This is a genomic window from Microvirga soli, assembly GCF_016734765.1.
Classification (GTDB): Bacteria; Pseudomonadota; Alphaproteobacteria; order Rhizobiales; family Beijerinckiaceae; genus Microvirga; species Microvirga soli.
Map to the genome: position 1 here is coordinate 51,807 of NZ_JAERQE010000016.1, position 26,367 is coordinate 78,173.

The window sequence follows — 26,367 nt, forward strand, 5'->3', positions numbered from 1 at the left end:
TGGCGGGAAAAATGCGTACTTAGGCGGCAGGAGCCTGGAGCGGTTGCGGGGCAACCCGCGTGAAGCCCTGGCTCGCCTGGATCAGCGACTGCGTATAGTCGTTCGTGGCCACGCCCGAGCGCAGGGCAGCAGAGGTTGTCTCCTCGACGGCTTCGCCATGCTGCATGACCAGCAGGCGCTCGCACAGATGGGCTACGACGGCGAGGTCATGGCTGACCAGGATATAGGTCAGGCCGAGTCTCCGGCGCAGGTCGTCGAGGAGGTTCAGGATCTCTGCCTGCACGGAGGCATCGAGGGCCGAGGTCGGCTCGTCGAGGAGCAGCACCTTCGGGCGCAGGATCAGCGCGCGGGCGATGGCGATGCGCTGGCGCTGGCCGCCGGAGAGCTGGTGCGGATAGCGGAAGCGGAAGGACGGGCCGAGGCCTACCTCCCGCAGGGCCTGCAGAATGCGCGCCTCCGCGTCCTTCTCGCCATGGATCGCGAGAGGCTCGGACAGCGTGCGGTCCACCGTGTGGCGCGGGTGCAGCGAGGCGTAGGGGTCCTGAAACACCATCTGCGCGGTGCGGTAGAAGGCCTTGCTGCGCGGCGAGGTGACTTCCTTCCCCTCCACGACAACGCGCCCGCTGGTGATCGGCGCGAGGCCGCAGATGGCGCGCAGCACCGTGGACTTGCCGGACCCGGATTCACCCACGAGGCCGTAAGCGGCTCCGGGCTCCACGTGGAAGCTCACGTTCTTGACTGCGTCGACCCTGAGGCGGCCCGTGCCGAAGACAACGTTGAGGTTCTGAATATCAAGCATCGGTTCTGTCGCCTGTCACAATGCCCATGCGGGATCGCGGTTCAGGGTGGGTAGCGGGCGAACGTCATTCGCCAGCGTCGGCAGGCAGCGCATCAGCCCCTGGGTGTATGGGTGCTGCGCGTCGCGCAGGTTCTTCGCTTCCAGCTCTTCGACGACACGGCCGGCATACATCACCAGCACCCGGTCGCAGAAAGAGGAGACGAGCTTGAGATCGTGTGAGATGAAGATGAGGCCCATGCCGCGTTCCGACACGAGCTCGTCGAGAATGCGCAGCACTTCCATCGAGACTGTCACGTCGAGAGCCGAGGTGGGTTCGTCGGCGATGAGCAGGTCGGGCTCTGTCACGAGCATCATGGCGATCATGGCGCGCTGCCCCATGCCGCCGGAGACCTCGTGCGGGTAGAGGGAGAACACACGGCCGGGGTCACGCATCTTCACGGCTTCCAGCATGGCGAGTGCCCTGTCGCGGGCCTCCGCCTTGCCGGCCTTCACATGGGCCTGATAGGCCTCGATGATCTGCTCGCCGATGGTCATGACCGGATTGAGCGAATACTTCGGATCCTGCATGACCATGCTGATGCGCCCGCCGCGCAAGGTGCGCAGGGTGCGCTTCGAGGCTTTCTGCAGGTCAATGCCGTCGAAGGCGAGGCGCTTGGCCGTCACCTCGCCGGGCGGCGGGGTGAGGCCGAGGATGGCGCGGCCCGTCTGAGACTTGCCGGAGCCGGACTCGCCCACGATACCGAGGCGTTCGCGGCCGAGCTGGAAGGACACGCCGCGCACCGCTTCCACGGTGCCGGTGCGCAGATGAAAGCGGACGCGCAGGTCCTCGACGTCGAGAAGCGGCTTGGTCATTTGGCAGCCTTCGGATCGAGAACGTCGCGCAGGCCGTCGCCCAGCAGGTTGAAGCCGAGGCTCACCACGAAGATGGCGATGCCCGGCATGGCGGCGACCCACCATTGATCGATGAGGTAGTTGCGGCCCGTGGCCACCATGGCGCCCCATTCCGGCATCGGCGGCTGCGCCCCAAGGCCGAGGAAGCCGAGGCCCGCCGCCGTCAGGATGATGCCGGCCATGTCAAGCGTCACGCGCACGATCAGCGAGGACAGGCACAGCGGCACCACATGGCCAAGGATGATGCGTGGCGTAGACGCGCCCTGGAGCTTCACGGCCGCGATGAAATCGCTGTTGCGGATCATCAGCGTCTCGGCGCGCGCGATGCGGGCATAAGGCGGCCAGGAGGTGATGGCGATGGCGATGATGGCGTTCTCGATGCCGGGACCCAGCGCCGCCACGAAGGCGAGCGCCAGGATCAGGCGCGGGAAGGCCAGGAAGATGTCGGTTGTCCGCATCAGGACCGTATCGACCCAGCCGCCGAGATAGCCGGAGACGGTGCCGACCAGAAGCCCGATGGGCGTTGCGATCAGGGCCACCAGAACAACGATGAAGAGCGTGACGCGGGAGCCGTGCACGATGCGTGAGAAGATATCGCGGGCCTGATCGTCCGTTCCGAGCCAAAAGGTCTCGCTCGGCGGCAGGAGACGCTCAGTGCGCAGGTCCCCGCCGGTGACCGGCGAATAGGGTGCGATGACGTCGGCGAAGATCGCCACGAGGATCAGCAGGAGGACGATGCCGAGGCCGACGACGGCGAGCGGGTTCCGGGAGAAGGAACGCCAGCCGAGATAGAAGCGGCCGAGGCGCGCCTGCCAGCGGGAATGCGGCTCCGGGGAGAGCAGCCAGGCACGCATGCCGGCAGGCTCGGAAGCCAGGGGGAGAGGGGCGCCAGTCATCAGCGTGTCCTCGGATCAAGCAAGCGGTAGAGCAGGTCGGACACGAGATTGAGCAGCACGAAGGCGGTTCCGATCACGAGGGTTCCGCCGAGCACCGCGTTCATATCCGCATTCTGCAGCGAATTGGTGATGTACTGACCCAGACCTGGCCACGCGAAGATCGTCTCGGTGAGCACGGAGCCTTCGAGCAGGTTGGCATAGGACAGGGCGATCACGGTGATCAGGGGAACGGCCGCGTTGCGCAGGGCATGGCGCCAGATCACGCGCATCTCGGACAGGCCTTTGACGCGCGCCGCGATCACATACTCCTGCGCAAGCTCGTTGAGCATGAAGGAGCGCGTCATGCGGCTGATATAGGCCAGCGAAAAATAGCCGAGCAGGCAGGCGGGCAGGATGATGTGCGAAACCGCATCCCAGAACGCGTCCCACTGACCCTGCATGGCTGTGTCGAGGAGCACGATGTTGGTGACCGGTGTGTAGAGATACGAATAGGTCACGTCGATGCGGCCCGGTCCAGCCACCCAGCCGAGCTTGGCATAGAAGACCAGCAGGCCCATCAGGCCGAGCCAGAAGATCGGGATGGAGTAGCCGGCAAGACCGAGCACACGCACGAACTGGTCGATGAAGCTGCCGCGTTTCACCGCCGCGAGGATGCCGAGCGGGATGCCGAGGATGACGCCGATCAGGGTGCCGAGGGTGGCAAGCTCCAGCGTCGCGGGAAACGTATTGGCGATGTCCGTCAGCACCGGATTGGTGGTGAGGACCGAATTGCCGAAATCGCCTGTGGCGGCCTTCTTTAGATAGATCCAGAACTGCTGCGCCATCGGCAGATCGAGGCCGAGTTCCTGGCGGACGCGTTCGTAAACCTGCGCAGGTGCCCGGTCGCCCACAATGGCGATCACGGGATCGATGGGCACGACGCGCCCGATGAAGAAGGTGACGGCGGCAAGGCCGAGGAGGGTCGTCAACAGGACGATGACGAACTGGGCGATGTTCCTAAGGGAGGAGCGGAGGGCACTTGCGTGCCCTCCGCCCTGGTTCACGACTGCTGAAACCATCGAAGTGTTAGTTCTTCTTTGTCTGAGACATATCGTTGTCGCTGAACGACGGACCGAGGACGAAGTTGTCCACGTTCTTGCGCACAGCCGCGACTTCAGTCTGCTGCAGGAAGATCACGAACGGACTGTCGTCGAGAACCGACTTCTGCAGTTCCTTGTACATCTGAGCGCGCTTCTCGGCGTCGCGCTCCATGACGGCAGCGCGGGTCTTGGCGGTCAGCGGGCCCGGATCCCAGGCATTGCGCCAAGCGAGGGGCTTCGCCTTTGCGCCATCCGAGTTGTCGTCGTTGGCCGCGAAGGTGTCGGCGTTGGAGTTCGGGTCCTGATAATCCGAGCCCCAGTTGCCGATATAGATGTCGTGCTGGCGGGCGCGGTACTTGGTCAGAGCCTGCTTGGAGTCCATCGGCAGGATCTCCAGCTTGATGCCGGCCTGGGCGAAGGTCGACTGCATGGCCTGGGCGACGCCCATGATCTCAGGTGTCGAGCGCGTGTCCATGGTCACCGAGAAGCCGTCCTTCAGGCCGGCCTTAGCGAGGAGGTCCTTCGCCTTAGCGACATCGACCTTATAGGGAGTTGTGGTCTCGGCGCCGAGGAAGCCCTTGGGCAGGAAGTTCTGGTGAACCTCACCCTTGTACTTCATGATCGTGTCGGCAATCGCCGAGTAATCCACGAGGTACTTGAGAGCCAGACGAACTTCGGGCTTGGACAGGTTCGGGTTCTTCTGGTTCAGGCCGAGATAGTAGATCGTTCCCTTCGGGGCGCTCTGAACCTTGATGTCCGGGCTCTTGGACATCGCGGTGATCTCTTCCGGGTTCAGGCTGCGGGCCACGTCGATGTCGCCCTTCTCGAGCAGAAGGCGCTGGCTCGCGGTTTCCTTGATGTGGCGGTAGATGATGCGGGCGAGAGGTGTCGGCTTCTCGTAGTGGGGATTGCGCTCGAGGACGAGGACCTCGTTGGCCTTCCAATCGCGCATGATATACGGGCCCGAGCCGGCATACTTGGTCTTGAGCCAGTTATAGCCCCAGTCGCCGTCCTTCTCGTTCTGGACGAGAACCTTCTTCTCCACGATCGAGGCGACCGAGTTGCCAAGGCAGTAGAGAACCAGGGTCGGAGCATAGGGCTTGTCGACCTCGATCGTGAGCTCGAGCGGCCCCGTCTGCTTGATCTTGTCCTTCACGTTGTCCTTCGTGAAGCCGAACTGGCCCAGGATGAAAGCCGGGGACTTGTCGAGCGACACGGCGCGGTGGAGCGAGTAGACTACATCCTCGGCCGTGATGTTGCTGCCGGAGGCGAACTTCTTGTTCGGCTTGATCTTGAACGTGTAGGTCTTGCCGTCCGGCGAGACCGTCCAGGACTCGGCGACTTGGCCGGAGATCTTCGAGACATCCTTGATGTCGTAGGTGATCAGGCGCTCATAGGTGTTGCCGTTGATCTCGGACGCGCTCAGCTCGAAGATCTCGGCGGGGTCGAGCGAGATGATATCGTCCATCTGCCAGGCCTGGACCAGAGTGTCAGCTGGCGTGGCTGCCTGTACGGCAGAGAAGGAGGTCGCCATCACGGTGACCATGGCGGCGGATAGGATAAATTTCGGTAATGTTCTCATAGGCCAGTTCCCTCGCAACGCTGGGTGCGCTTCTTGTGCGCCCGTATGAATGCAAATCACACAGGTTCTGTCGAGTCTACTAACTGGTTACCAACTGGTAAACCTTGTGCAGCATGCCCAAAGGCCGAGCAGGGGAGCTTCAGGTTGGCTTGGAGGGGGAAAATGTGGCAAAGGCTGCCCGACCTTTCTTGATCGGATGAAGCCCGTGTCTGAAGAAGCCAAAAAACCCGGCGCCAACACCATGTGGGGCGGACGGTTCTCGTCCTCGCCCAGCGCTCTCATGGAAGCCATCAACGCCTCCATCGACTTCGACAAGCGACTGGCCTCCCAGGATATCCAAGGCTCGATTGCCCACAGCACCATGCTGGCGAAACAAGGGATCATCGCCGAGAGCGACCGGGACGCCATCCACCAGGGGCTCCAGCGGGTGCTGGGCGAGATCGAGTCCGGCTCCTTCACCTTCTCCACGGCGCTCGAAGACATCCACATGAATGTGGAGAGCCGCCTGCGCGAGATCGTCGGCGACCCGGCGGCCCGCCTGCATACGGCCCGCAGCCGCAACGACCAGGTCGCCGTTGATATCCGCCTCTGGATGCGCGAGGCCCATGACCGGACCGACGAGCAACTCACCAGCCTGATCAAGGCGCTCCTCGAAAAGGCCGAGGTCCATGCCAGTACGGTGATGCCCGGCTTCACCCATCTCCAGAGCGCCCAGCCGGTGACCTTCGGGCACCACCTGATGGCCTATGTGGAGATGTTCGGCCGCGACCGCAGCCGCATCCGCGATTCCCGCAAGCGCCTGAACGAGTGCCCCCTGGGGGCTGGCGCCCTTGCCGGCACGTCCTTTCCCATCGACCGGCACATGACCGCTAAGGCGATGGGCTTCGATGGCCCGACCCGCAACTCGCTAGACACGGTGTCGGATCGCGACAGCCTGCTCGAGTTCATGGCCGCCGCCTCCATCTGCGCCGTGCACCTGTCACGTCTTGCGGAAGAAGTTATCATCTGGATGTCAGCTCCGTTCGGCTTCGTGCGCCTGCCGGACCGCTGGACCACCGGGTCCAGCATGATGCCGCAGAAGCGCAACCCGGACGCCGCCGAGTTGGTGCGGGGCAAGACCGGCCGCGTCATCGGCTCCCTGGTCTCCCTGCTTACCGTCATGAAGGGCCTGCCGCTCGCCTATTCCAAAGACATGCAGGAGGACAAGGAGCAGGTCTTCGACGCGGCCGACACCATCGAGCTCGTCCTCGCGGCCACGACCGGCATGATCCGGGACCTGGAGCCGGTGCCGGAGCGCATGGCGGCAGTGGCCGGAGCGGGCTTCTCCACGGCGACGGATCTCGCCGACTGGCTCGTGCGCAGCCTCAACATCCCCTTCCGCGATGCCCACCACATCACCGGGCGCATCGTGTCCGAGGCGGAGAGCCGCGGCTGCACCCTGGAGGAACTGCCGCTCGAAGCTATGCAGGCGGTCGAGCCCAAGATCCACCAGGGCATCTATGACGTGCTGGGCGTCGAGAACTCCGTCCGTTCCCGGACGAGCTTCGGCGGCACGTCCCCGGTCCGGGTCGCCGAGCAGGTCGCCTGGTGGCGCGAGCGCGTCTGAGCTCGAAACGCCGCGTTTACCTTGAGATTTGACCCCTGCCGGCGTGGCTTGGCCGGGGTCTTGATACGGCAGGGCGCCGTATCCATATTGCTGACAGCGGCCCGGTTCCGGGCCACTTGAGTGCCGCATGAGCGGGCTCAAAGCCAACCGAAGTGCCTCTAACCTTGGGCTTCGAATATGTCGCGTCAGTCGCCCTTCGGGCATCCGTTTCTGTTAGGCTTCGACGAGATCGAGCAGGCGCTTGATCGGGTCGCCAAAGCTGCAGGGGACGGTTATCCGCCCTATAACATCGAGCGCCTGGCTCGCACGGAAAGCGCCCCCGAGCGGCTCCGCATCACCCTGGCCGTTGCCGGTTTCACCCGGGATCAGCTGGAGGTGACCTTGGAGGAGAGCCAGCTCGTCATCAGGGGACGCCAGTCCGACGACAAGACAAGGCACTTCCTCCATCGCGGCATCGCCGCCCGTCAGTTCCAGCGCACCTTCCTCCTTGTCGACGGCATGGAGGTCATGGGCGCGGACTTGTCCAACGGGCTGTTGTCGATCGATCTGGTCCGGCCCGAGCCGGAGCGGATCGTCCGCAAGATCGACATCAGCGCCCCGGACAAGGTGTGACGGCATCCGCAACAAGGAGATGTCCATGAACTTCGAGATCAAGAACCATCACGAGCCGGTGCTCGACATGTCCGAGCTCGCCTCCCTGGGCTTGGGCCAGATGGCCTATGTGAAGCCGATCGAGTCCGATGAGGTCGCCCGGCTGTTTCCCCAGGCTCCCAAGCTCCAGCCCGGCATGCGGCTGTTCGCGCTCCTGTCCGCCAGCGGCGAGCCCATCCTGCTGACCGACAACCACGATGCCGCCGTGGCCAATGCCTGGGCGCATGACCTGACGATGGTGAGCCTGCACTAGGCTCACCACCTCTCCTCTCTTAAGCGATCGCCGCCACTGCCGCGATCAGCCGCTCGATGTCCTCAGGCCGGGACAGTCGGTGATCGCCGTCCTTGATCAGCGTCAGCGAGACGCTGTCTCCCGGCAGGTGCTCCACCAGCTCAAGCGCATGGCTCCAGGGGACGTCCGGATCCTCCATCCCCTGCAGGATATGGACCGGGCAGCCGGTCTGGATCGGCCGGTCGAGAAGCAGATGGCGGCGTCCGTCCTCGATCAGGTTGAGGGTAATGGGGTAGGGGGCGTCGGAATAGGCGGAAGGGCGGTGGTAGACCCCGGTCTCCTGGACGCTCCGCCTCAGATCTTCGGGAAAGCGCCCCCACATCAGCCGCTCGGTCATGTCCACGGCAGGCGCAATGAGCACCATGCCCACAGGGGCGAGATCCGGCCGCGTCGTGATGAGATGGCGCGCTGCCAGCAGGCTGATCCAGCCGCCCATGGAGGAGCCGACGAGGATCGGCCGCTCCCGCACATGGCGCTCGATCACGGCGAGCGCGTCTTCCAGCCAGCGGGAGATCGTGCCGTCCTCGAAGGCGCCGCCGGATTCCCCATGGCCGCTGTAATCGAAGCGCACGAAGGCGCGGCCGTTCGCCTCTGCCCAGTCGTCGAGTGCGGTGGCCTTGGTGGCCCGCATGTCCGACTTGAAGCCGCCAAGCCACACTACGGGTGGGCCCTTGCCCTCCCGGGCGAGAATGGCGATGGAGCGGGCATCCTGGCCGACCGTGACGCTTTGCGGCATGGTTAACTCATCCTCAACTGCTTTGAAGCAAGCCTCATAAACGATTCTTTCGGACGATTCTTTTGAGAAGGCTCTGACTTCTGTGAGTTTTTCATCGCGACCCGGCGGAGGGATGGCATTTCCGTCCTCCCACGTGCACCCGCTGGCGGGCCGGACCATTCTTCAGATCGTCCCCGAACTGGAGGCGGGAGGGGCCGAGCGCACCACCGTCGACATCGCCGAGGGGCTGGTTCATGCCGGCGCGCGGGCGCTGGTCGCGACCGAGGGCGGCCGGCTGGTGGGCGAGCTCCAGACCAAGGGCGGCATCTGGATTCCCTTTCCGGCGGCGTCCAAGAACCCGTTCTCCATGCTGCTCAACGTGCGCAAGCTCGCCCGGATCTGCCACGACGAGCGGGTTGCCCTGGTTCATGCCCGCTCGCGGGCTCCGGCCTGGGTGGGCTTAGGCGCTGCGCGCTCCCTCAACATCCCGTTCGTCACCACCTATCACGGCAGCTATTCCGGCCGCTCGTCGGTGAAAGTCCTCTATAACTCGGTAATGGCCCGCGGCGACGCGGTCATTGCCAACTCCCACTACACGGGCGAGCTGATCCGCTCGGTCTATCCCCAGGCGGGCGAGCGCATCCGGGTGCTCCACCGGGGCACGGACTTCTCGGTCTTCTCCCCCCACGCGGTGGCCCCGGAGCGGATCGAGGCCCTGCGCAAGGCCTGGGAGGTGGCGCCCCATGAGCGGGTGGTGCTGCTCGCCGCCCGCCTGACGGGCTGGAAGGGACAGAAGGTGCTGATCGAGGCGGCCGCCAGGCTGCGCGATGCAGGACTGACCGATGTCGCCTACATCCTGGCCGGCGACCCGCAGGGGCGGGATTCGTATGTGAAGGATCTCGACAGCCTGATCGAGGCCAAGAAGCTGAAGGGCATCGTGCGTCGGGTCGGCCATTGCACCGACATGCCGGCTGCCTTCCTGGCGGCTTCCGTCGTGACCGTGCCGTCCACCGAGCCCGAGGCCTTCGGCCGCTCGGCCGTGGAGGCGCAGGCCATGGGCACGCCGGTCGTGGTCTCGGATCTCGGTGCCGTGCCGGAGACGGTTTTGTCCCCGCCGGCCGTGCCGCCGCACGAGCGGACGGGGTGGCGCATCCCGGCCGGCGATGCCGATGCACTGGCCGAGGCGGTCGGCGCTGCGTTGGGACTGGGGGCCAGTGCGAGAATCGCCCTTGGTGCCAGGGCCAGGTCTCATGTAGAGCGTCATTTCTCGCTCGAACGCATGATTGTTGGCACCTTGGATGTTTATTCCGCCCTCCTGGAGGGCCGTTTTAGCCATAGAACAAGTTGACTTCCCGCGCGTTTGCGCGAAATGTCGAATCATTCGCGGCAAGGCTGAGCATGCACAGCAGGGATCCTCTGGATCTCCGATCCTCAACCTAGCCCTTAACAGGAGATACGAGCCATTCGCAGACCAATGAGAGCCATGCCGGTGCCGCAAAAGGACGGACCGCGCGCCAACCGAGACATTCGCGGTGTTCGCGAAGTGCAGCTGATCGACGATACGGGGCAGAACCGGGGTGTCGTGCCCTTCTTCGATGCCCTGAAGGTTGCCGAAGACGCGGGCCTCGATCTCGTGGAGATCTCGCCGAATGCAACCCCTCCCGTCTGCAAGATCCTCGATTACGGCAAATTTCGCTTCCTGGAGCAGAAGAAGGCCGCCGAGGCGCGCAAGAAGCAGAAGACGGTCGAGGTCAAGGAAATCAAGCTGCGTCCCGGCATCGATGACCACGATTACGGGGTCAAGATGAAGGCGATGAAGGGCTTCTTCGAGGAAGGCAACAAGGTGAAGGTCACCTTGCGCTTCCGCGGTCGCGAAATGGCGCACCAGTCCCTCGGCCTGAAGGTTCTGGACCGGGTCAAGGCCGACGTGGGCGATATCGCCAAGGTCGAGATGGAGCCGAACTTCGAGGGCCGCCAGGTCGTCATGGTTCTGGCGCCGCGCTAGCGTATCGTGCGGACCCAGAGGGCCGCGTCAGCGAAAAGTGGACCCGGTTTTCCGGTCCACACGATGCGATGCTCTAAGGTGTTTCTCTAAGCAGGAAATTCATGGCCGTCGGGGCACCGGCGGCCATTGCTTTTTGAGCGGCCTTCTGTCATAAGGCCGCCTTCATCGAACCGCCCGGCTGTTAGGGCTGCCGTGGCGGTTTGTTTTGCTCAATGCAGCAATGAAAAGGTCGAAGGGCGGTTCTAAGCCGCTTTTGAGGCCTGACCCAAGGAGAGCCAAATGCCCAAGCTGAAGACGAAGTCGGGCGCGAAAAAGCGCTTCAAGATCACTGGCACCGGCAAGGTCGTTTACGCCCAGGCCGGCAAGCGCCACGGGATGATCAAGCGGTCGAACAAGCAGATCCGTAATCTGCGCGGCACCACCACCATGTTCGAAGGCGATGCCTACAACGTGAAGAAGTACTTCCTGCCGAACGGCTGAGACGGTTCTTCCCACATCCCGGATTTTGAAGGAGTTTTTTAAATGGCCCGCGTCAAACGTGGCGTAACATCCCACGCCAAGCACAAGAAGGTTTTCAAGGCAGCCAAGGGCTTCTACGGCCGCCGCAAGAACACGATCCGCATTGCCAAGCAGGCGGTCGAGAAGAGCATGCAATATGCGACGCGCGATCGTCGCAACAAGAAGCGCACCTTCCGCGCTCTCTGGATCCAGCGCCTCAACGCTGCTGTCCGCATGCACGACATGACCTATTCCCGATTTATCGACGGTCTCGGCAAGGCTGGGATCGAGGTCGATCGCAAGGTCCTGTCCGAGCTGGCCATCCACGAGCCGGCGGCTTTCGCCGCTTACGTGGAGCGCGCCAAGGCCGCCCTGCCGCAGCAGGCCGCCTAAGCCGGATAGACTAAGCTTTCGGTGCGGCTGGCTCGTTCAGCCGCACCGCCTTACTCCCCCTTCTCCGAGACCACCCGCGCTGACGGCTGAATGAGCTGTCGGTAGCCAATTCGCGGCTCGGACGACTTGACGGTTCCCGCGCCGCGCCTCACTCAGGGCGCCTCTCATGTGGCGCTTGCATCTGGCCAGGGACCGATGACCGATCTCAATCAACTCGAACGTGACCTGCTCACCCAGGTCGAAGTCGCCGGCGACGAGGCGGCTCTGGAAACCGTGCGCGTCTCCGCGCTCGGCAAGAAGGGCTCCGTCTCCGAACTCCTGAAGACCCTCGGCGCCATGACGCCGGAGGAGCGCAAAGAACGCGGGCCCCTCATCAATGGCCTGCGCGACAAGATTCAGGGTGCGATTGCAGCCAGGAAAGAGACGCTCGGGGAGGCGGCTCTCGAAGCCCGGCTCTCCGCCGAGCGCATCGACGTGACGCTGCCGGTGCCGGAGGCTCCCGAGAGCCGCGGCCGCATCCACCCGATCAGCCAAGTGATCGAGGAACTGACGGCGATCTTCGCCGATATGGGCTTCTCCGTGGCCGAGGGGCCGGATATCGAGACCGACTATCTCAACTTCACGGCACTCAATTTTCCCGAAGGCCATCCGGCCCGCGAGATGCACGACACCTTCTTCCTCGCCCCTGACGAGAAGGGCGAGCGCAAGGTGCTGCGCACGCACACCTCGCCGGTCCAGATCCGCACGATGACCTCCAAGGCGCCGCCGATCCGGGTGATTATCCCGGGCCGGACCTATCGTCACGACTCGGACCAGACCCACACGCCGATGTTCCACCAGGTGGAAGGCCTCGTCATCGACAAGCAGGCCAACATCGCGCACCTCAAGTGGATCCTGGAGGAGTTCTGCAAGGCGTTCTTCGAGGTCGATCAGGTGAAGATGCGGTTCCGCCCGTCCTTCTTCCCCTTCACGGAGCCTTCGGCCGAAGTCGACATCCAGTGCTCACGCAAGGGCGGCGAGATCCGCTTCGGCGAGGGCACCGACTGGCTTGAGATCCTAGGCTGCGGCATGGTCCATCCGAACGTGCTGCGCAATTGCGGGCTCGATCCGGACGAGTACCAGGGCTTCGCCTGGGGCATGGGCATCGACCGCATCGCCATGCTGAAATACGGCATGCCGGACCTGCGCCCGTTCTTCGAGGCCGATGTGCGCTGGCTGAACCATTACGGCTTCCGCCCGCTCGACATTCCGAGCCTCGTCAGCGGCCTGACTTCGTAAAGGAGAGCCATCATGAAGTTCACCCTCTCCTGGCTGAAGGATCACCTCGACACTTCGGCCTCCTTCGACGAGATCGTCGAGACGCTCACCCGCATCGGCCTTGAGGTCGAGGGCGTGGAGGACAAGGCGACGGCGCTGGCGCCCTACAAGGTCGCCTATGTGGTCTCCGCCGTGCAGCACCCTAATGCCGATCGTCTGCGCGTATGCATGGTCGATACGGGCGAGGGCGACCCGATCCAAGTGGTCTGTGGCGCGCCTAACGCCCGCACCGGCATGAAGAGCGTGTTCGCGCCTCCGGGCACCTATATCCCGGGCAAGAACATCACGCTGGGCGTCGGCACCATCCGCGGCGTCGAGAGCAAGGGCATGCTGTGCTCCGGCTCCGAGCTTGAGATCTCCGACGATCACGACGGCATCATCGACCTGCCCGAGGATGCGCCGGTGGGGCAGCCTTACGCGGCCTATGCGGGCCTCGACGATCCGGTGATCGAGATCAACCTCACGCCGAACCGCCCGGACTGCACGTCGATCCACGGCATCGCCCGCGATCTCGCGGCTGCCGGCCTCGGCAACCTCAAGGGCGATGCCATTGCGCCTGTGCAGGGCAAGGGCGCATGCCCGGTTTCCGTGACGCTCGACTTCGCTCCGGGCGACGAGAAGCTGTGCCCCACCTTCGCCCTCCGTCTCGTGCGCGGCGTGAAGAACGGCCCGTCGCCGGAATGGATGCAGCGCCGCCTGCTCGCTATCGGTCTTCGGCCGATCAACGCGCTCGTGGACATCACCAACTACGTCACCTTCGACCGCGGCCGTCCGCTCCACGTCTTCGACCTCAAGAAGGTGAAGGGCGACCTCACCGTGCGCCGTGCCAAGGATGGCGAGGAAGTGCTGGCCCTCGATGGCCGCACCTACAAGCTCGATCCCGGCACCGTGGTGATCGCGGACGAGAACGGCGTGGAATCCATCGCCGGTATCATGGGCGGCGAGCATTCCGGCTCGGACGAGACCACCACGGATGTGCTGATCGAGTCGGCGCTGTGGGATCCGCTCAATATCGCTCAGTCGGGCCGCAAGCACGGCATCATCACCGATGCGCGCTACCGCTTCGAGCGCGGGGTCGATCCGGCCTTCACCGTGCCGGGTCTCGATCTCGCCACCCGGATGGTGATCGACCTCTGTGGCGGCGAGGCGAGCGAGGCCGTCGTGGCCGGAGAGGTGCCAGAGGATCGCCGCGTCATCGCGTTCCACTGGAGCGAGGTTCCGCGCCTGTCGGGTCTCGACGTGCAGCCCGCCGAGTCCGAGCAGATCCTGAAGAAGCTCGGGTTCGCTATCGAAGGCTCCGGCGAACGCGTGAGCGTCACGGCTCCGTCCTGGCGCCCGGACATCGAGGGCAAGGCGGATCTGGTCGAGGAGGTCATCCGCATCGCCGGTGTCGACCGCATCGAGCCCAAGCCTCTGCCGCGTCTCGAAGACGTGGTGGCCAAGCCCATCCTGACCCTGATCCAGAAGCGCACGCGGCTCGCCCGCCGCTCGCTGGCCGTGCGTGGGTTGGTGGAGGCCGTCACCTGGTCGTTCATCGCCAAGAGCGAGGCGGAGCTGTTCGGCGGTGGCGATGCGCGGCTCGCGCTCGCCAACCCCATTGCAGCCGAGCTTTCAGACATGCGTCCGAGCCTGTTGCCCGGTCTCATGAAAGCGGCGCAGCGCAATGCCGATCGCGGCCTTGGCGATGTCGCCCTCTTCGAGGTCGGCCAGACCTTTGCGTCCGACGAGCCGGAAGGTCAGTCGATCAAGGCAGCGGCCGTGCGTCGTGGAACGGCACGCGCGGAGGGCGTGGGCCGTCACTGGGACGGTGGCGCTCAGTTGGTTGATGCGTTTGACGCCAAGGCCGACGTGCTGGCGCTGCTCGCGGCGCTCGGCATTCCATCCGGCGGTCTCCAGATCGTGGCCGGCGGCCCGGCCTGGTTCCATCCCGGCCGTTCGGGCACCCTGCAGTTCGGTCCCAAAAACGTGGTCGGGGCCTTCGGCGAGGTTCATCCGAAGGTGCTCAAGGCCCTCGACCTGAAGGGTCCGCTGGTGGCCTTCGAGCTCAATCTCGATGCGCTGCCGCCCCCCAAGGCGAAGCCGACCAAGATGAAGCCGAAGCTGACCCTGCCCGATTTCCAGCCGCTTACACGCGACTTCGCCTTCGTGGTCGGCCGCGATGTGGCCGCCGGCGACATCGTGAAGGCCGCGCAAGGCGCGGAGCGCCAGCTCATCGTGGGCGTCGACGTGTTCGACATCTACGAGGGTACCGGCATCGACCCGGACAAGAAGTCCGTGGCCATCGCCGTCACCCTCCAGCCCACGGAGAAGACGCTCACCGACGTTGAGATCGAGGCGGTGTCCGCCAAGATCGTCGGCGAGGTGTCGAAGAAGACCGGCGCGGTGCTGCGCAGTTAATGTTTTGGCCGTCATCCCGGGGCCGCGCAGCGGAACCCGGGATCGTAGCCAGAATAGAGCACCATACTCGTCTTGCGATCCCGGATCGCGGCTCCGCCGCGTCCGGGATGACGCTCTAGATTTTTATGGGACGAATTCCTCAGCCAAGTCCCGCCACTCGGGATTGTCACGCTCGATCAGCTCAACTTTCCAAGCCCTGTGCCACTTCTTCAGTTGCTTCTCGCGGGCAATGGCGGCTTCCGGGTTCTCGAAAAGCTCAAAATAAACGAGCCGATCTACATTGTAGCGCGCCGTAAACCCTGGAATGGCATGGGTTTTGTGCTCGAAAACCCGCTTATGCAGATCGCTCGTGACCCCAACGTAAAGTGGTCCGTCCTTCCGAGTGGCTAGAATATAGACATAGAAGGCCTCAGCCATCCGCGAACTTCCCAGACGATCCCGGATCTCCGCTGCGCTCCGTCCGGGATGACGATTGTTGAGACCCACTCAATACATTCCCCTCATCCCATCCGTAGCGCACCGTGTCGAACCGCATCGCGCGCGCGTCCACCATCAGCAGCCGCCCGACGAGGCTTTCGCCGAAGCCGACGATCTCGCGGATCACCTCCATGGCCATCAGGCTGCCCATGACGCCGGCGAGCGCCCCGAGGACACCGGCTTCCGCGCAGGTCGGGATCGCTCCCGGTGGCGGCGGGGACGGGAAGAGGCAGCGATAGGTGGGGTTGGGCTTTCCATCCGGGCCGGCCTCATGCGCCCGGATCGTCGTGAGAGAGGCATCGAACTGCCCAAGCGCCGCCGTCACCAGGGGCTTTCTCTCGAAAAAGCAGGCGTCCGAGACCGCATAGCGGGTGTCGAAGTTGTCCGACCCATCGGCAACGATGTCGTAGCGGCCGATCAGCTCCCGCGCATTCCCGGGCGTCAGGCGAACCGCGTGGGTCTCGACCGTGACATGCGGATTGAGCCGCTCGACCGCATCCACGGCGCTCTCCACCTTGGGCCGGCCGATATCAGGCGTGCCATGGATCACCTGCCGCTGCAGGTTGGACAGGGACACCACATCATCGTCCACGATGCCGATGGTGCCGATCCCGGCCGCCGCCAGGTACTGGATCAGCGGAGCGCCCAAGCCGCCGGCGCCGATCACCAGGACGCGAGCGGCTTTCAGCTTCTGCTGTCCCGGCCCGCCTACATCTCGCAGAACGAGGTGGCGGGCATAGCGGTCGATTTCATCCGATGTAAGAGGCATCTTGTGACCTTAGGGGAATAGGTTCAGCTATCAACCATTCCGTGAAGGAAATAACATGCCGCCTTGACAGAGGCCTTGGCGTTGTGACCCTTGCCGTGCCATCGTCATGGGGCAACCGGCTAAAAAGCCGGCGTCTAACAGGGAACAAAGCCGATGACAGTAACCAAGTTCGGCCTCGCGCTTGCGGGCCTCGCCTTTTCCGCCTCCTTTGCCTTCGCCCAGGCTCCGGCCTTCAAGCCCGCGATCGTTTACGATCTCGGCGGCAAATTCGACAAGTCCTTCAACGAAGGCGTCCATACCGGCGCCGAGAAGTACAAGAAGGACACGGGCACCGATTACCGTGATTTCGAGCCGCAGAACGACTCCCAGCGCGAGCAGGCCCTGCGCCGCTTCGCCCGTGACGGCTTCTCGCCGATCCTGGCCGTGGGCTTCTCCCAGGAGACCGCGCTGAAGAAGGTCGCCGAGGAGTTCCCGAAGACCCAGTTCGCCATCATCGACGCCGTGGTCGAGAAGCCGAACGTGCAGTCCGTCGTGTTCAAGGAGCATGAGGGTTCGTTCCTGGTCGGCCTCCTGGCAGCCCAGGCCTCGAAGTCGGGCAAGGTCGGCTTCGTGGGCGGCATGGACATCCCGCTCATCCGCAAGTTCGCCTGCGGCTACGTCCAGGGCGTGAAGCACGCCAAGAAGGACGCCGAGGTGTTCCAGAACATGACCGGCACCACGGGTGCTGCCTGGAACGATCCGGTGAAGGGCGGCGAGCTCGCCAAGGGCCAGATCGACCGTGGCGCCGACGTGATCTACCATGCGGCCGGCGGAACGGGCGTGGGCGTCATGCGCGCTGCTGCGGATGCTGGCAAGCTCGGCATCGGCGTCGACTCGAACCAGAACGGCATGCATCCGGGCAAGATCCTGACCTCCATGGTCAAGCGCGTGGATGTGGCCACCTACAACGCCTTCGATCAGGCCAAGAAGGGCACCTTCAAGGCTGGCGTCTCGGTACTCGGCCTCAAGGAGGACGGTGTGGCCTGGGCGCTCGACGACAACAACAAGTCGCTCATCACCGCCGAGATGAAGGCTGCCGCCGACAAGGCTGCTGCCGACATCAAGTCCGGCGCGATCAAGGTCCACGACTACATGTCGGACTCCAAGTGCCCGATGTAATCTGACGCATTGATCCGGCCGCAGGCATTCTCGAAGAGGGCCTGCGGCCGTTTCCGTTTTTAGGTTCGCGCGTTTTCCGATAAGATCTGGCGTGCTTTTTCCCTTTGCCGGACAACCATCTTGAGGCCGATGTCCCCCGCCATTGAACTCATTGCCATCAACAAGAGCTTCGGCGCCGTTCACGCCAATAAGGATGTGAACCTCTCCGTCGAGCGCGGCACCATCCACGGCATCGTTGGCGAGAACGGCGCGGGCAAGTCGACGCTCATGTCGATCCTGTACGGGTTCTACGAGGCCGATTCCGGCGAGGTTCGGGTGAACGGCAAGCCCATTGTCATCCGCACACCCAATGACGCCATCCATGCCGGCATCGGCATGGTGCACCAGCATTTCATGCTGGTGGAGCCCCTGAGCGTGGTCGAGAATGTGATGCTCGGCGCCGAGGGCGGCGCCATGCTGCGGGTGGGCGAGGCCAAGGTGCGCGCGGAGCTGGCCCGGCTGGCAAAAGATTACGGCCTCGAAATCGATGTGGACGCCACGGTCGGGGACCTCTCCGTTGGCCTGCAGCAGCGCGTCGAGATTCTGAAGGCCCTCTATCGCGGCGCGGACATCCTCATTCTCGACGAGCCCACTGCCGTGCTCACGCCGGCCGAGGCCGATGCCCTGTTCGGTCTGCTGCGCTCCCTGAAGGAGCAGGGCAAGACCGTCATCCTCATCACCCATAAGCTGCGCGAGATCATGGCGATCACGGATCGCGTCTCAGTCATGCGCCGCGGCGAGATGGTGGCAACTGTTGAGACCGCCAATACCTCGCCGCCGGAACTGGCCGAGCTGATGGTGGGGCGGCGCGTGCTCCTGCGCGTGGAGAAGGCCGAGAAGACACCCGGCGCGCCGCTGCTCGAGGTCGACAACCTCTCCGTTGTCGATTCCCGCGGCGTACTGCGTGTGGCCAACGCCTCCTTCACCGTTCGCGCCGGCGAGATCGTCGGTATCGCGGGTGTCGCCGGCAATGGTCAGAGCGAATTGCTGGAAGCGATCGCGGGCATGCGCCAACCGGTGCTCGGCTCGCTTCGCCTTGAAGGCAAAGCCATCCATTCCAGCGAGCACAACCCACACCGCATGCGCCAGCTCGGCCTGCTGCACGTGCCGGAGGATCGCCTGCGTACAGGGCTTGTGCCTGCATTCCCGGCCTTCGAGAGCGCCATTCTCGGCTTCAGCGACGAGCCCCATCTCGGCCGCGGCCCCATCCTCGATCATGACCGTCTCATCGAGGATCTCGCAAAGAAGATGGAGCAGTACGATGTGCGCCCGCCCGCGCCGCGGCTGAAATCGTCAAAGTTCTCCGGAGGCAACCAGCAGAAGATCGTGCTGGCGCGCGAGATCGAGCGCAACCCCAAGGTGCTGCTCGTGGGCCAGCCGACCCGCGGCGTCGATATCGGGGCCATCGAGTTCATCCATCGCCGCCTGATCACCCTGCGGGACGCAGGCGTTGCCATCCTGCTCGTGTCGGTGGAACTGGACGAGATCATGAACCTCTCCGACCGTATCCTCACCATGTGCGGCGGCAAGATCACCGGCGAACGCAAAGCATCCCAGACCAACGAGCAGGAGCTCGGCCTGCTCATGGCCGGCGTCGTGGACGAGGCCGCGTGATGCAGCCGCGATTGACCCTTGTCACCCTTGGCGTCGCGGATCTCGCAAAGTCCCGCGCCTTCTACGAGGCCTGGGGCTGGAAAGCCTCGTCGGCCAGCCAGCCCAGCGTCGCGTTTTATCAGGCAAACGGCCTGGCGCTCGCTCTCTTCGGTCGTGCCGATCTCGCCAAGGATGCCGGCGTCGAGGACAAGCCCACCGGCTTTGCGGCCATCACGCTCGCCTACAACGCCCGCTCCAAGCAGGAGGCCGATGACGTTTATGCTCTGGCCGTGAGGGCGGGCGCGCAACCGGTCAAGCCGCTGCAGGATGTTTTCTGGGGCGGCTATTCGGGCTATTTCGCCGATCCTGACGGACACCTCTGGGAAGTTGCCTGGAACCCATCCTTTCCTCTCGATGAGCAGGGCCACATGTTCCTGCCGGATGCTTAAGACGTGAGTGCTCCTCTCGACCTGCCCAGATGGGCCGATACGGTTCTCGTGCCCGCCATCTCCGTCGTGGCGGCTTTTCTCGTTGCCGGCCTCGTGGTGCTTGCCATCGGTGAGAACCCGCTGACAGCCACGCGCTGGCTGCTCCAGGGCAGCCTCGGCACCGGGGAGGGGCTCGGCTTCACCCTGTTCTACATGACCGACTTCATCTTCGTCGGGCTCGCTGTTGCGGTCGCGTATCATGCCGGACTGTTCAACATCGGCGGTGAGGGACAGGCGACGCTGGCGGGCCTCGGCATCGCGCTGGTGCTCAACAACCTCACCTTCCTGCCGGGCTTCCTGCTCATCCCGCTCGGCATCCTGGGTGCTGCGGCCTTCGGTGCCCTATGGGCTGCCATTCCGGGCTATCTGCAGGCGAAGCGCGGCAGCCACATCGTCATCACGACGATCATGTTCAACTGGCTCGCCAGCGTGCTGCTTGTGTACCTGCTCGTGAATGTGCTGCGCGAGCCGCAATCCATGAACCCGGAAACGCGCGCTTTCCCCGAGCAATCATACATCCCGTTCATGCACGACGTCTTCGCCGCCTTCGGGGTCGAGATTCCGACCTCTCAGCTCAATCTCACGCTGGTGCTGGCGCTGGCTTCCGCCTATTTCGTCTGGCTCCTCATCTATCGCTCGCGTCTCGGCTATGCGATCCGCGTCGTCGGATCGAACCCGAGTGCCGCGGTCTATGCCGGCATCTCGCCCGCGCGCATCATCATCATCGCCATGGTGCTCTCCGGAGCACTGGCGGGTGGCCTCGCGGTCAACGAACTCATGGGCTACCAGCACCGCCTGCTGCTCGAGTTCACCTCCGGTTATGGCTTCGTCGGCATCGCGGTGGCACTCATGGGCCGCGCGCATCCGGTAGGCATCATCCTCGCTTCACTGCTGTTCGGCATCCTCTATCAGGGCGGCGCGGAACTCGCCTTCGAGCAGCCGGCCATCACCCGCGACATGGTGGTGGTCATCGGCGGCATCATCATCCTGTTCGCAGGCGCGCTCGACGGATTGTTCCGGCGCCTCGTGGCGCATCTGTTCGCGCGTCAGAAGCTGGCGAGGGCTTGAGTCATGGATCTCGGCATTCTCGTCACCATCTTCGACTCGGCCCTGCGGCTCTCGATCCCGCTGCTCGCGGCCTGCCTTGCCGGCCTCTGGTCCGAACGTTCGGGCGTGGTGGATATCGGCCTTGAGGGCAAGATGCTGGTGGCGGCCTTCGCAGGCGCTGCCGGTGCCTATGCACTGGGCTCCGCCTGGGCCGGCCTTCTGGTCGGCATCGCGGCTTCCGTGACCATCGGGCTGGTTCACGGCTTTGCCTCCATCAGCCAACGCGGCAACCAGATCGTCTCCGGCGTGGCCATCAACATGCTGGCCGCGGGTCTCACGGCCATCGTGGGCAATGCCTGGTACGGGCAGGGCGGGCGCACGCCGCCGCTGGAGGGCGATCAGCGCTTCGGCAGCGTTCTCTTCGGCCATTCGGCTCTCGTCTACGTGGTGCTGCTTGCCGTGCCGGTGACGTGGTTCGTTCTCGGACGCACCCGCTTCGGCCTTCGCCTGCGCGCCGTCGGCGAGAACCCGGCTGCGGTCGACACCGCCGGCATTTCGGTGACGGGGCTGCGTTACACTGCCGTCATCATCGCGGGCGTCCTGTGCGGGCTTGCAGGGGCGTATCTGTCGGTCGGACAGGCGGCGGGCTTCCTGCCCAACATGACGGCAGGGCGCGGCTTTATTGCTCTCGCGGCCCTGATCTTCGCCAAGTGGCGCGCATGGCCGGCCCTTGGTGCGTGCTTCCTGTTCGGGCTGCTCGATGCCAGCGCCAACCAGCTGCAGGGCCTGTCGCTGCCCGGCATCGGCGAGGTGCCGGTGCAGGCCATCCAGGCGATGCCCTATCTCATGACGGTCATCCTGCTCGCCGGCGTGATCGGCAAGGCAATCCCGCCGCGCGCGTCCGGCGTGCCCTATGTAAAGGAGCGCTGATCATGGCATCATTGGATACTTTGTTCGAAACGGCGAAGGCGATCCAGACCAAGGCCTATGCGCCTTATTCCCGCTTCAAGGTCGGTGCTGCGATTGCAACACCGGACGGCCAGGTCTTCACCGGCTGCAACGTGGAGAACGCCGCCTATCCGGTGGGCTCCTGCGCGGAGGCCGGCGCCATCTCGGCCATGATTGCCGGCGGCGAGAGCCGCATCGCGCAGATCGTCGTGATGGGCGAGGGCGAGCACCTCGTCACGCCCTGCGGCGGTTGCCGCCAGCGCATCCGCGAGTTCGCCGCGCCCGAAACGCCGATCCACATTGCCGGTCCCGAGGGCATCCGCAAGAGCTTTACCCTCGATGAGCTGTTGCCCTTCTCCTTCGGTCCCGACAATCTGACCGACCGGTAGAACGAGCTGATTGCTTTAATGAAAGGAAGGCCTTGCGATTCAAGGCCTGAGATGACGATGCAGCAGATGATTCAAGAAGCGGCCGCCTTCGTGCGCAGCCGCGGCTTCGACGGCCATTTCGATGCAGCCTTCGTGCTCGGCACGGGACTCGGGCCTCTGGTCGACGAGGTGAGCGATGGGTTAAGCCTCCCTTACGCGGAGGTCCCTCACTTCCCGAAAAGCGGGGTCTCCGGCCATGCGGGCAAGCTTGTTGCCGGCACGCTCGAAGGCAAGCGCGTTCTGCTGTTCCAGGGCCGCGCGCATTACTACGAGACGGGTGATGCGGGCGCGATGCGCCTGCCTGTGGCCTTCGTGAAGGAGCTTGGCATTCCGGTGCTGGTCGCCACCAACGCCGCCGGTTCCGTTCGCGCCGACATACGGCCTGGGAGCCTTGTGGCCATCAACGATCACCTCAATCTCTCGGGTACCAACCCGCTGCTGCGGGATCATACCGAAGGCCGTTTCGTGTCGCTCACGGGCGCTTACGACGAGGGCTTGCGCCAGACGCTGCAGCGTGCCGCGCAGAAGACCGGAATCGATTTGCCGGAGGGCGTCTATGCCTGGCTGTCAGGACCGAGCTTCGAGACGCCGGCCGAGATCAAGATGGTGCAGATCCTCGGCGGTGATCTCGTCGGCATGTCCACCGTGCCGGAGGTAATCCTCGCGCGCTATTACGGCCTGAAGGTCGCGGCGATTTCCGTGGTTACAAATCTTGCTGCCGGGATCGAAGGCGCATCGCCTTCACACCAGGAAACCAAGGACACGGCTGCGGAAGCCTCCGAGAAGTTCAAGCGTCTCATTCGATCCTTCGTTGCGGAGCTCTCCCATGTCTGATGCGGACATTGCCCTGCGCGCTCTGCGCAGCCTCGATCTTACCGACCTGACGGAGACCTGCACCGATCATGCCATCGATGCGCTCTGCAAGAAGGCGCTCGACCCGCGCGGGCCGGTGGCGGCCGTGTGCGTATGGCCGCAATTCGTGAAGCGTTCCCGGGAGAACCTCAAGGGCTCGTCCGTACGTATTGCCACGGTGGTGAACTTCCCGGCCGGTGGCGAGGATGTGAGCCGCGTCACGGACGATACGCAGGAAGCGCTCTCCGACGGCGCCAATGAAATCGATCTCGTCATCCCCTATGACGCCGTGCGCCGCGGCGATCTCGCGGCTGCGACCGAGATGGTGGAAGCCGTGCGCGAACTCGTCGACGGCGAACGTCTGCTGAAGGTCATCCTGGAAACAGGGGAGCTGAAGGATGAACAGCTGATCGAGACGGCAAGCCGCATTGCCATCGGGGCCGGTGCCGACTTCATCAAGACCTCCACGGGCAAGACGCCGGTTTCCGCCACGCCGGAAGCCGCCGAGATCATGCTCAATGCCATCAAGGCCTCGGGAAAGCCTGTCGGCCTCAAGCCCTCCGGCGGCATTCGCACCGTGGATGATGCGAAGACTTATCTCGATCTCGCCGATCGCATCATGGGCCCTGGCTGGGCCACGCCGCGGACCTTCCGCATCGGCGCGAGCAGCGTCTACGACACCTTGATCGCCGCCATCGAAGGACGGGCGGGCACAGCCGCCACCGGAGCCTACTAGCATGAGCCTTCTTCCGCAGGAAATCATCCGCCGCAAGCGCGACGGCGGCGCGCTCGATGCGGAGCATATCGAGCATTTCATCGAAGGTATGACTGCAGGGCGCGTTACCGAGGGCCAGGCGGCGTCCTTCGCCATGGCGATCTTTTTCCGCGGCCTCTCGGTGCCGGAGCGCGTGGCGCTCACACGCGCCATGATGAACTCAGGGACAGTGCTCACCTGGGATCTGCCGGGACCAGTGCTCGACAAGCATTCCACCGGCGGCGTCGGCGACACGGTGAGCCTCGCGCTCGGCCCGGCGGTCGCAGCCTGCGGTGGCTATGTGCCGATGATCTCCGGCCGCGGCCTTGGTCATACAGGCGGTACGCTCGACAAGTTCGATTCCATTCCCGGCTATGTCACGCAGCCCGATCTTGACACGTTCCGCCGTGTCACGCGCGCCGTCGGTTGCGCCATCATCGGCCAGACGGCCGATCTCGCGCCGGCCGACAAGCGCCTCTACGCCATCCGCGACGTGACGGCGACCGTGGAATCGATCGATCTCATCACCGCGTCGATCCTATCGAAGAAGCTGTCTGCGGGTCTCCAGGGCCTCGTGATGGACGTGAAGTTCGGCTCTGGCGCCTTCATGGACAATGCCGAGGATGCGCGGAAGCTCGCCGAGAGTCTCGTGCTGGTCGCCAATGGCGCGGGTCTACCCACAAGCGCACTGCTGACCGACATGAACGAACCGCTGGCATCCGCCGCCGGGAATGCGGTTGAGATGGCCTATGCGGTCGATTACCTGACAGGCCGCCGCCGCGAGAAGCGCTTCCACGAAGTGACCGTGGAACTCTCCGCCGAGATGCTGGTGCTCGGCAAGCTCGCCGCTGGCATTGATGAAGCGCGTGCGAAGATCGAAAATGCGATTTCGTCAGGAAAGGCGGCGGAGGTTTTCCAGCGCATGGTGTCCGCTCTTGGAGGCCCTGCCGATTTTCTCGACAATCACGAGAAGCATCTGCAGGCAGCGCCCATCGTTCGTCCCGTTCATGCGGAGCGCTCGGGTATCGTGCAGAGCATCGGCACGCGCGACGTGGGTGTGGCCGTCGTGGCGCTCGGCGGTGGCCGCACGCGCCCGCAGGATCCGATCGATCATGCGGTGGGTCTCATGAGCCTCGCAGCCATCGGTGAGACGGTCGATGCCTCGCGTCCACTCGCCATTGTGCATGCGCGCAGCGAAGACGCAGCCGAGGCAGCCGCTCGCGCCGTGCGCGCTGCCTATGCTGTCGGGGATGCAAAGGTCTCGTCAGGTCCGAGCATCCTCGAGCGCATCGGAGCCACAGCATGAGCCTTCTCGTTGCCGTTACCTGGCAGACACAGCCCTGGGTCGAGCGCTTCAAGCGCTTCCTGCCGGATCGCGACATCGTCGTGCTGGGCGAAGATTTCGACAAGAGCGCCGTTCGCTATGTGGCGACCTGGGGTCCGAAGCCGGGAAGTCTCTCTGGGTTGCCTAAGCTCGAAGCGATCTTTTCGCTGGGTGCCGGCGTCGATCACCTGATGAGCTATCCCGACCTGCCGGATGTGCCGATCGTGCGGGTGGCGCAGGACGATCTCACCCATCGCATGAGCGAATACACGGTGCTGCACTGCCTCATGTATCTGCGCGATCAGCGCCGCTTCGACGAGGACCAGAATGCGAAACGTTGGAAGCCCGATCGCGCACCGCCGATTGCTGGCGACGTGCGCGTCGGCATCATGGGCTTTGGCGTGCTGGGGCAGGATTCCGCGCGCAAGCTGAAGATGATGGGCTTCGATGTGGCCGGCTGGAGCCGCACGGCGAAGGATGTGAAAGGCTTCCAGGTCTATGCGGGCGAGGAGGGTCTGACGCCGTTCCTGAACCGCACGGACATCCTGATCGCCCTCATGCCGCTTACGCCTGAAACGGAAGGCATGCTCAACCGCTCCCTATTCGCGAAGCTCGCCCGCGATGGCAGGCTCGGCGGGCCGATCCTGATCAATGCGGGGCGCGGCAAGCTGCAAGTGGAAGCGGATATTCTCGCTTGCCTCGATGACGGCACATTGAGCGCCGCAACCCTCGACGTGTTCGAGACCGAGCCGCTGCCGGAGTACTCACCACTCTGGACGCACCCGCGCGTGACTGTCACGCCGCACAATTCGGCGACCAGCGAGCCGGACGCGACGGCGCGCTACATCGCGCAGCAGATTCGGCGCTATGAAGCGGGTGAACCGTTCGAGGCCGTGGTGGATAAAAGCCGAGGGTATTGAGGCGCGATCCTCTGAGAGGAGCTTTTGGATGCTGAAAGGCTCATGCGCCTGCGAGCAGGTCCGCTACGAGATCAGAGGTCAACTCCACGGCCCAGTCACGTACTGCCATTGCTGGCGGTGCCGCAAGCATTCAGGGTCGAGCTTCGGTACGACTGCCGGCCTTGATGCAGATGCGCTGATCTTTGTCGCTGGTGAGGATTTGCTGCGCAGCTGGCAATCGAGCCCAGGTGTCCAACGTTTCTTCGCGGCCTGTTGCGGCTCACCTATCTATAAGCGTGATGAGGCGGATCCGGATGTGCTCGGATTTCGGCTGGGCACGCTCGATTCCGATCCGTCTATGAAAGCCGGTATGCACTATCATGTCGGCTCCAAGGCCCCTTGGGTCGAGATCACGGATGCGTTGCCTCAGGAAGCCGAAGGAGTACCCTTCGGCCAGCGCGATTGATGGC

28 protein-coding genes are annotated in these 26,367 nt (G+C 64.2%); 20 read left to right on the forward strand and 8 right to left on the reverse strand.

The genetic code is table 11. The features are described 5' to 3' along the window. Positions 1 to 19: 19 nt before the first annotated feature. From JKL45_RS15160 to JKL45_RS15180, 5 genes are read right to left on the reverse strand one after another with little or no spacing between them, the layout of a single operon-like run. Positions 20 to 799 (reverse strand): ABC transporter ATP-binding protein, encoded by a 780-nt coding sequence (locus JKL45_RS15160; protein ID WP_201862267.1) that lies wholly within the window; start codon positions 797 to 799, stop codon positions 20 to 22. Positions 800 to 814: 15 nt separating this feature from the next. Then, complete coding sequence (locus tag JKL45_RS15165; protein ID WP_201862268.1) at positions 815 to 1,651, reverse strand: ABC transporter ATP-binding protein; 837 nt, start codon at positions 1,649 to 1,651, stop codon at positions 815 to 817. Then, a complete protein-coding gene (locus JKL45_RS15170; protein ID WP_201862269.1) occupies positions 1,648 to 2,586 on the reverse strand; it encodes an ABC transporter permease in 939 nt (312 codons plus the stop codon). The genes JKL45_RS15165 and JKL45_RS15170 overlap by 4 nt, the downstream gene beginning before the upstream one ends. Beyond that, the gene (locus JKL45_RS15175; RefSeq protein WP_201862270.1) at positions 2,586 to 3,644 is read right to left on the reverse strand and encodes an ABC transporter permease; all 1,059 of its coding nucleotides are present in this window, start codon (positions 3,642 to 3,644) and stop codon (positions 2,586 to 2,588) included. The genes JKL45_RS15170 and JKL45_RS15175 overlap by 1 nt, the downstream gene beginning before the upstream one ends. Before the next feature lie 7 nt (positions 3,645 to 3,651). Beyond that, positions 3,652 to 5,247 carry an ABC transporter substrate-binding protein gene (locus JKL45_RS15180; protein ID WP_201862271.1) on the reverse strand — a complete coding sequence of 532 codons (1,596 nt, stop codon included), beginning with the start codon at positions 5,245 to 5,247 and terminating at the stop codon, positions 3,652 to 3,654. 205 nt (positions 5,248 to 5,452) lie between these two features. Here JKL45_RS15180 and argH point away from each other — a divergent pair, with 205 nt between their 5' ends. The 3 genes from argH to JKL45_RS15195 all read left to right on the forward strand — a co-directional run bounded on the left by argH (position 5,453) and on the right by JKL45_RS15195 (position 7,757). Further along, complete coding sequence (gene argH, locus JKL45_RS15185; RefSeq protein ID WP_376771037.1) at positions 5,453 to 6,853, forward strand: argininosuccinate lyase; 1,401 nt, start codon at positions 5,453 to 5,455, stop codon at positions 6,851 to 6,853. A 177-nt stretch (positions 6,854 to 7,030) separates the two neighbouring features. After that, complete coding sequence (locus JKL45_RS15190; protein WP_201862276.1) at positions 7,031 to 7,465, forward strand: Hsp20 family protein; 435 nt, start codon at positions 7,031 to 7,033, stop codon at positions 7,463 to 7,465. A gap of 25 nt (positions 7,466 to 7,490) precedes the next feature. After that, positions 7,491 to 7,757 carry a BQ00720 family protein gene (locus tag JKL45_RS15195; RefSeq protein WP_201862277.1) on the forward strand — a complete coding sequence of 89 codons (267 nt, stop codon included), beginning with the start codon at positions 7,491 to 7,493 and terminating at the stop codon, positions 7,755 to 7,757. Positions 7,758 to 7,776: 19 nt separating this feature from the next. Here the strand turns inward: JKL45_RS15195 and JKL45_RS15200 are convergent, their stop codons facing one another. Next, positions 7,777 to 8,532 carry an alpha/beta hydrolase gene (locus tag JKL45_RS15200; protein ID WP_201862280.1) on the reverse strand — a complete coding sequence of 252 codons (756 nt, stop codon included), beginning with the start codon at positions 8,530 to 8,532 and terminating at the stop codon, positions 7,777 to 7,779. A 112-nt stretch (positions 8,533 to 8,644) separates the two neighbouring features. Between JKL45_RS15200 and JKL45_RS15205 the strand changes: the two genes are divergently transcribed. The 6 genes from JKL45_RS15205 (at position 8,645) to pheT (ending at position 15,121) form a co-directional block, all read left to right on the forward strand. Further along, a complete protein-coding gene (locus JKL45_RS15205; protein WP_201862282.1) occupies positions 8,645 to 9,859 on the forward strand; it encodes a glycosyltransferase family 4 protein in 1,215 nt (404 codons plus the stop codon). Between the two features lie 135 nt (positions 9,860 to 9,994). Next, positions 9,995 to 10,516, forward strand: coding sequence for a translation initiation factor IF-3 (gene infC, locus JKL45_RS15210; RefSeq protein WP_246498560.1), 522 nt, complete (start codon positions 9,995 to 9,997; stop codon positions 10,514 to 10,516). 279 nt (positions 10,517 to 10,795) lie between these two features. Further along, positions 10,796 to 10,996, forward strand: coding sequence for a 50S ribosomal protein L35 (rpmI, locus tag JKL45_RS15215; RefSeq protein ID WP_036356568.1), 201 nt, complete (start codon positions 10,796 to 10,798; stop codon positions 10,994 to 10,996). A gap of 42 nt (positions 10,997 to 11,038) precedes the next feature. After that, on the forward strand, positions 11,039 to 11,407 hold the full coding sequence (gene rplT / locus JKL45_RS15220) for a 50S ribosomal protein L20 (RefSeq protein ID WP_190843054.1): 369 nt from the start codon (positions 11,039 to 11,041) through the stop codon (positions 11,405 to 11,407). Positions 11,408 to 11,602: 195 nt separating this feature from the next. Continuing rightward, on the forward strand, positions 11,603 to 12,685 hold the full coding sequence (pheS, locus tag JKL45_RS15225) for a phenylalanine--tRNA ligase subunit alpha (RefSeq protein WP_201862286.1): 1,083 nt from the start codon (positions 11,603 to 11,605) through the stop codon (positions 12,683 to 12,685). 12 nt (positions 12,686 to 12,697) lie between these two features. After that, positions 12,698 to 15,121, forward strand: coding sequence for a phenylalanine--tRNA ligase subunit beta (gene pheT / locus JKL45_RS15230; protein WP_201862288.1), 2,424 nt, complete (start codon positions 12,698 to 12,700; stop codon positions 15,119 to 15,121). A gap of 123 nt (positions 15,122 to 15,244) precedes the next feature. Here the strand turns inward: pheT and JKL45_RS15235 are convergent, their stop codons facing one another. Both JKL45_RS15235 and JKL45_RS15240 read right to left on the reverse strand, forming a co-directional pair. Beyond that, the gene (locus JKL45_RS15235) at positions 15,245 to 15,538 is read right to left on the reverse strand and encodes a GIY-YIG nuclease family protein (RefSeq protein ID WP_201862290.1); all 294 of its coding nucleotides are present in this window, start codon (positions 15,536 to 15,538) and stop codon (positions 15,245 to 15,247) included. Beyond that, positions 15,531 to 16,367: a HesA/MoeB/ThiF family protein gene (locus JKL45_RS15240; RefSeq protein WP_201862292.1), complete on the reverse strand. Its 837-nt coding sequence runs from the start codon at positions 16,365 to 16,367 to the stop codon at positions 15,531 to 15,533. Before JKL45_RS15240 ends, JKL45_RS15235 begins: the two co-directional genes overlap by 8 nt. 153 nt (positions 16,368 to 16,520) lie before the next feature. Between JKL45_RS15240 and JKL45_RS15245 the strand changes: the two genes are divergently transcribed. From JKL45_RS15245 to JKL45_RS15295, 11 genes are all read left to right on the forward strand, one after another. Next, complete coding sequence (locus JKL45_RS15245; RefSeq protein ID WP_201862294.1) at positions 16,521 to 17,525, forward strand: BMP family lipoprotein; 1,005 nt, start codon at positions 16,521 to 16,523, stop codon at positions 17,523 to 17,525. A gap of 129 nt (positions 17,526 to 17,654) precedes the next feature. After that, positions 17,655 to 19,178, forward strand: a complete 1,524-nt coding sequence (locus JKL45_RS15250) for an ABC transporter ATP-binding protein (protein ID WP_201862296.1) — start codon at positions 17,655 to 17,657, stop codon at positions 19,176 to 19,178. Next, positions 19,178 to 19,606, forward strand: a complete 429-nt coding sequence (locus JKL45_RS15255; protein WP_201862298.1) for a VOC family protein — start codon at positions 19,178 to 19,180, stop codon at positions 19,604 to 19,606. The genes JKL45_RS15250 and JKL45_RS15255 overlap by 1 nt, the downstream gene beginning before the upstream one ends. A 3-nt stretch (positions 19,607 to 19,609) precedes the next feature. Continuing rightward, a complete protein-coding gene (locus JKL45_RS15260; protein WP_201862300.1) occupies positions 19,610 to 20,713 on the forward strand; it encodes an ABC transporter permease in 1,104 nt (367 codons plus the stop codon). A gap of 3 nt (positions 20,714 to 20,716) precedes the next feature. Beyond that, entirely contained in the window at positions 20,717 to 21,622 is a 906-nt protein-coding gene (locus tag JKL45_RS15265) for an ABC transporter permease (RefSeq protein WP_201862302.1), read from the forward strand. Between the two features lie 2 nt (positions 21,623 to 21,624). After that, positions 21,625 to 22,029, forward strand: a complete 405-nt coding sequence (locus tag JKL45_RS15270) for a cytidine deaminase (protein WP_201862303.1) — start codon at positions 21,625 to 21,627, stop codon at positions 22,027 to 22,029. 51 nt (positions 22,030 to 22,080) lie between these two features. Further along, on the forward strand, positions 22,081 to 22,902 hold the full coding sequence (locus JKL45_RS15275; protein ID WP_376771038.1) for a purine-nucleoside phosphorylase: 822 nt from the start codon (positions 22,081 to 22,083) through the stop codon (positions 22,900 to 22,902). Further along, positions 22,895 to 23,656, forward strand: a complete 762-nt coding sequence (gene deoC, locus JKL45_RS15280; protein ID WP_201862304.1) for a deoxyribose-phosphate aldolase — start codon at positions 22,895 to 22,897, stop codon at positions 23,654 to 23,656. The genes JKL45_RS15275 and deoC overlap by 8 nt, the downstream gene beginning before the upstream one ends. Before the next feature lies 1 nt (position 23,657). After that, positions 23,658 to 24,980: a thymidine phosphorylase gene (gene deoA / locus JKL45_RS15285; RefSeq protein WP_201862305.1), complete on the forward strand. Its 1,323-nt coding sequence runs from the start codon at positions 23,658 to 23,660 to the stop codon at positions 24,978 to 24,980. Continuing rightward, positions 24,977 to 25,918 (forward strand): 2-hydroxyacid dehydrogenase, encoded by a 942-nt coding sequence (locus JKL45_RS15290; protein ID WP_201862306.1) that lies wholly within the window; start codon positions 24,977 to 24,979, stop codon positions 25,916 to 25,918. The genes deoA and JKL45_RS15290 overlap by 4 nt, the downstream gene beginning before the upstream one ends. A gap of 28 nt (positions 25,919 to 25,946) precedes the next feature. Further along, positions 25,947 to 26,363, forward strand: a complete 417-nt coding sequence (locus tag JKL45_RS15295; protein ID WP_201862307.1) for a GFA family protein — start codon at positions 25,947 to 25,949, stop codon at positions 26,361 to 26,363. Positions 26,364 to 26,367 lie beyond the last annotated feature (4 nt).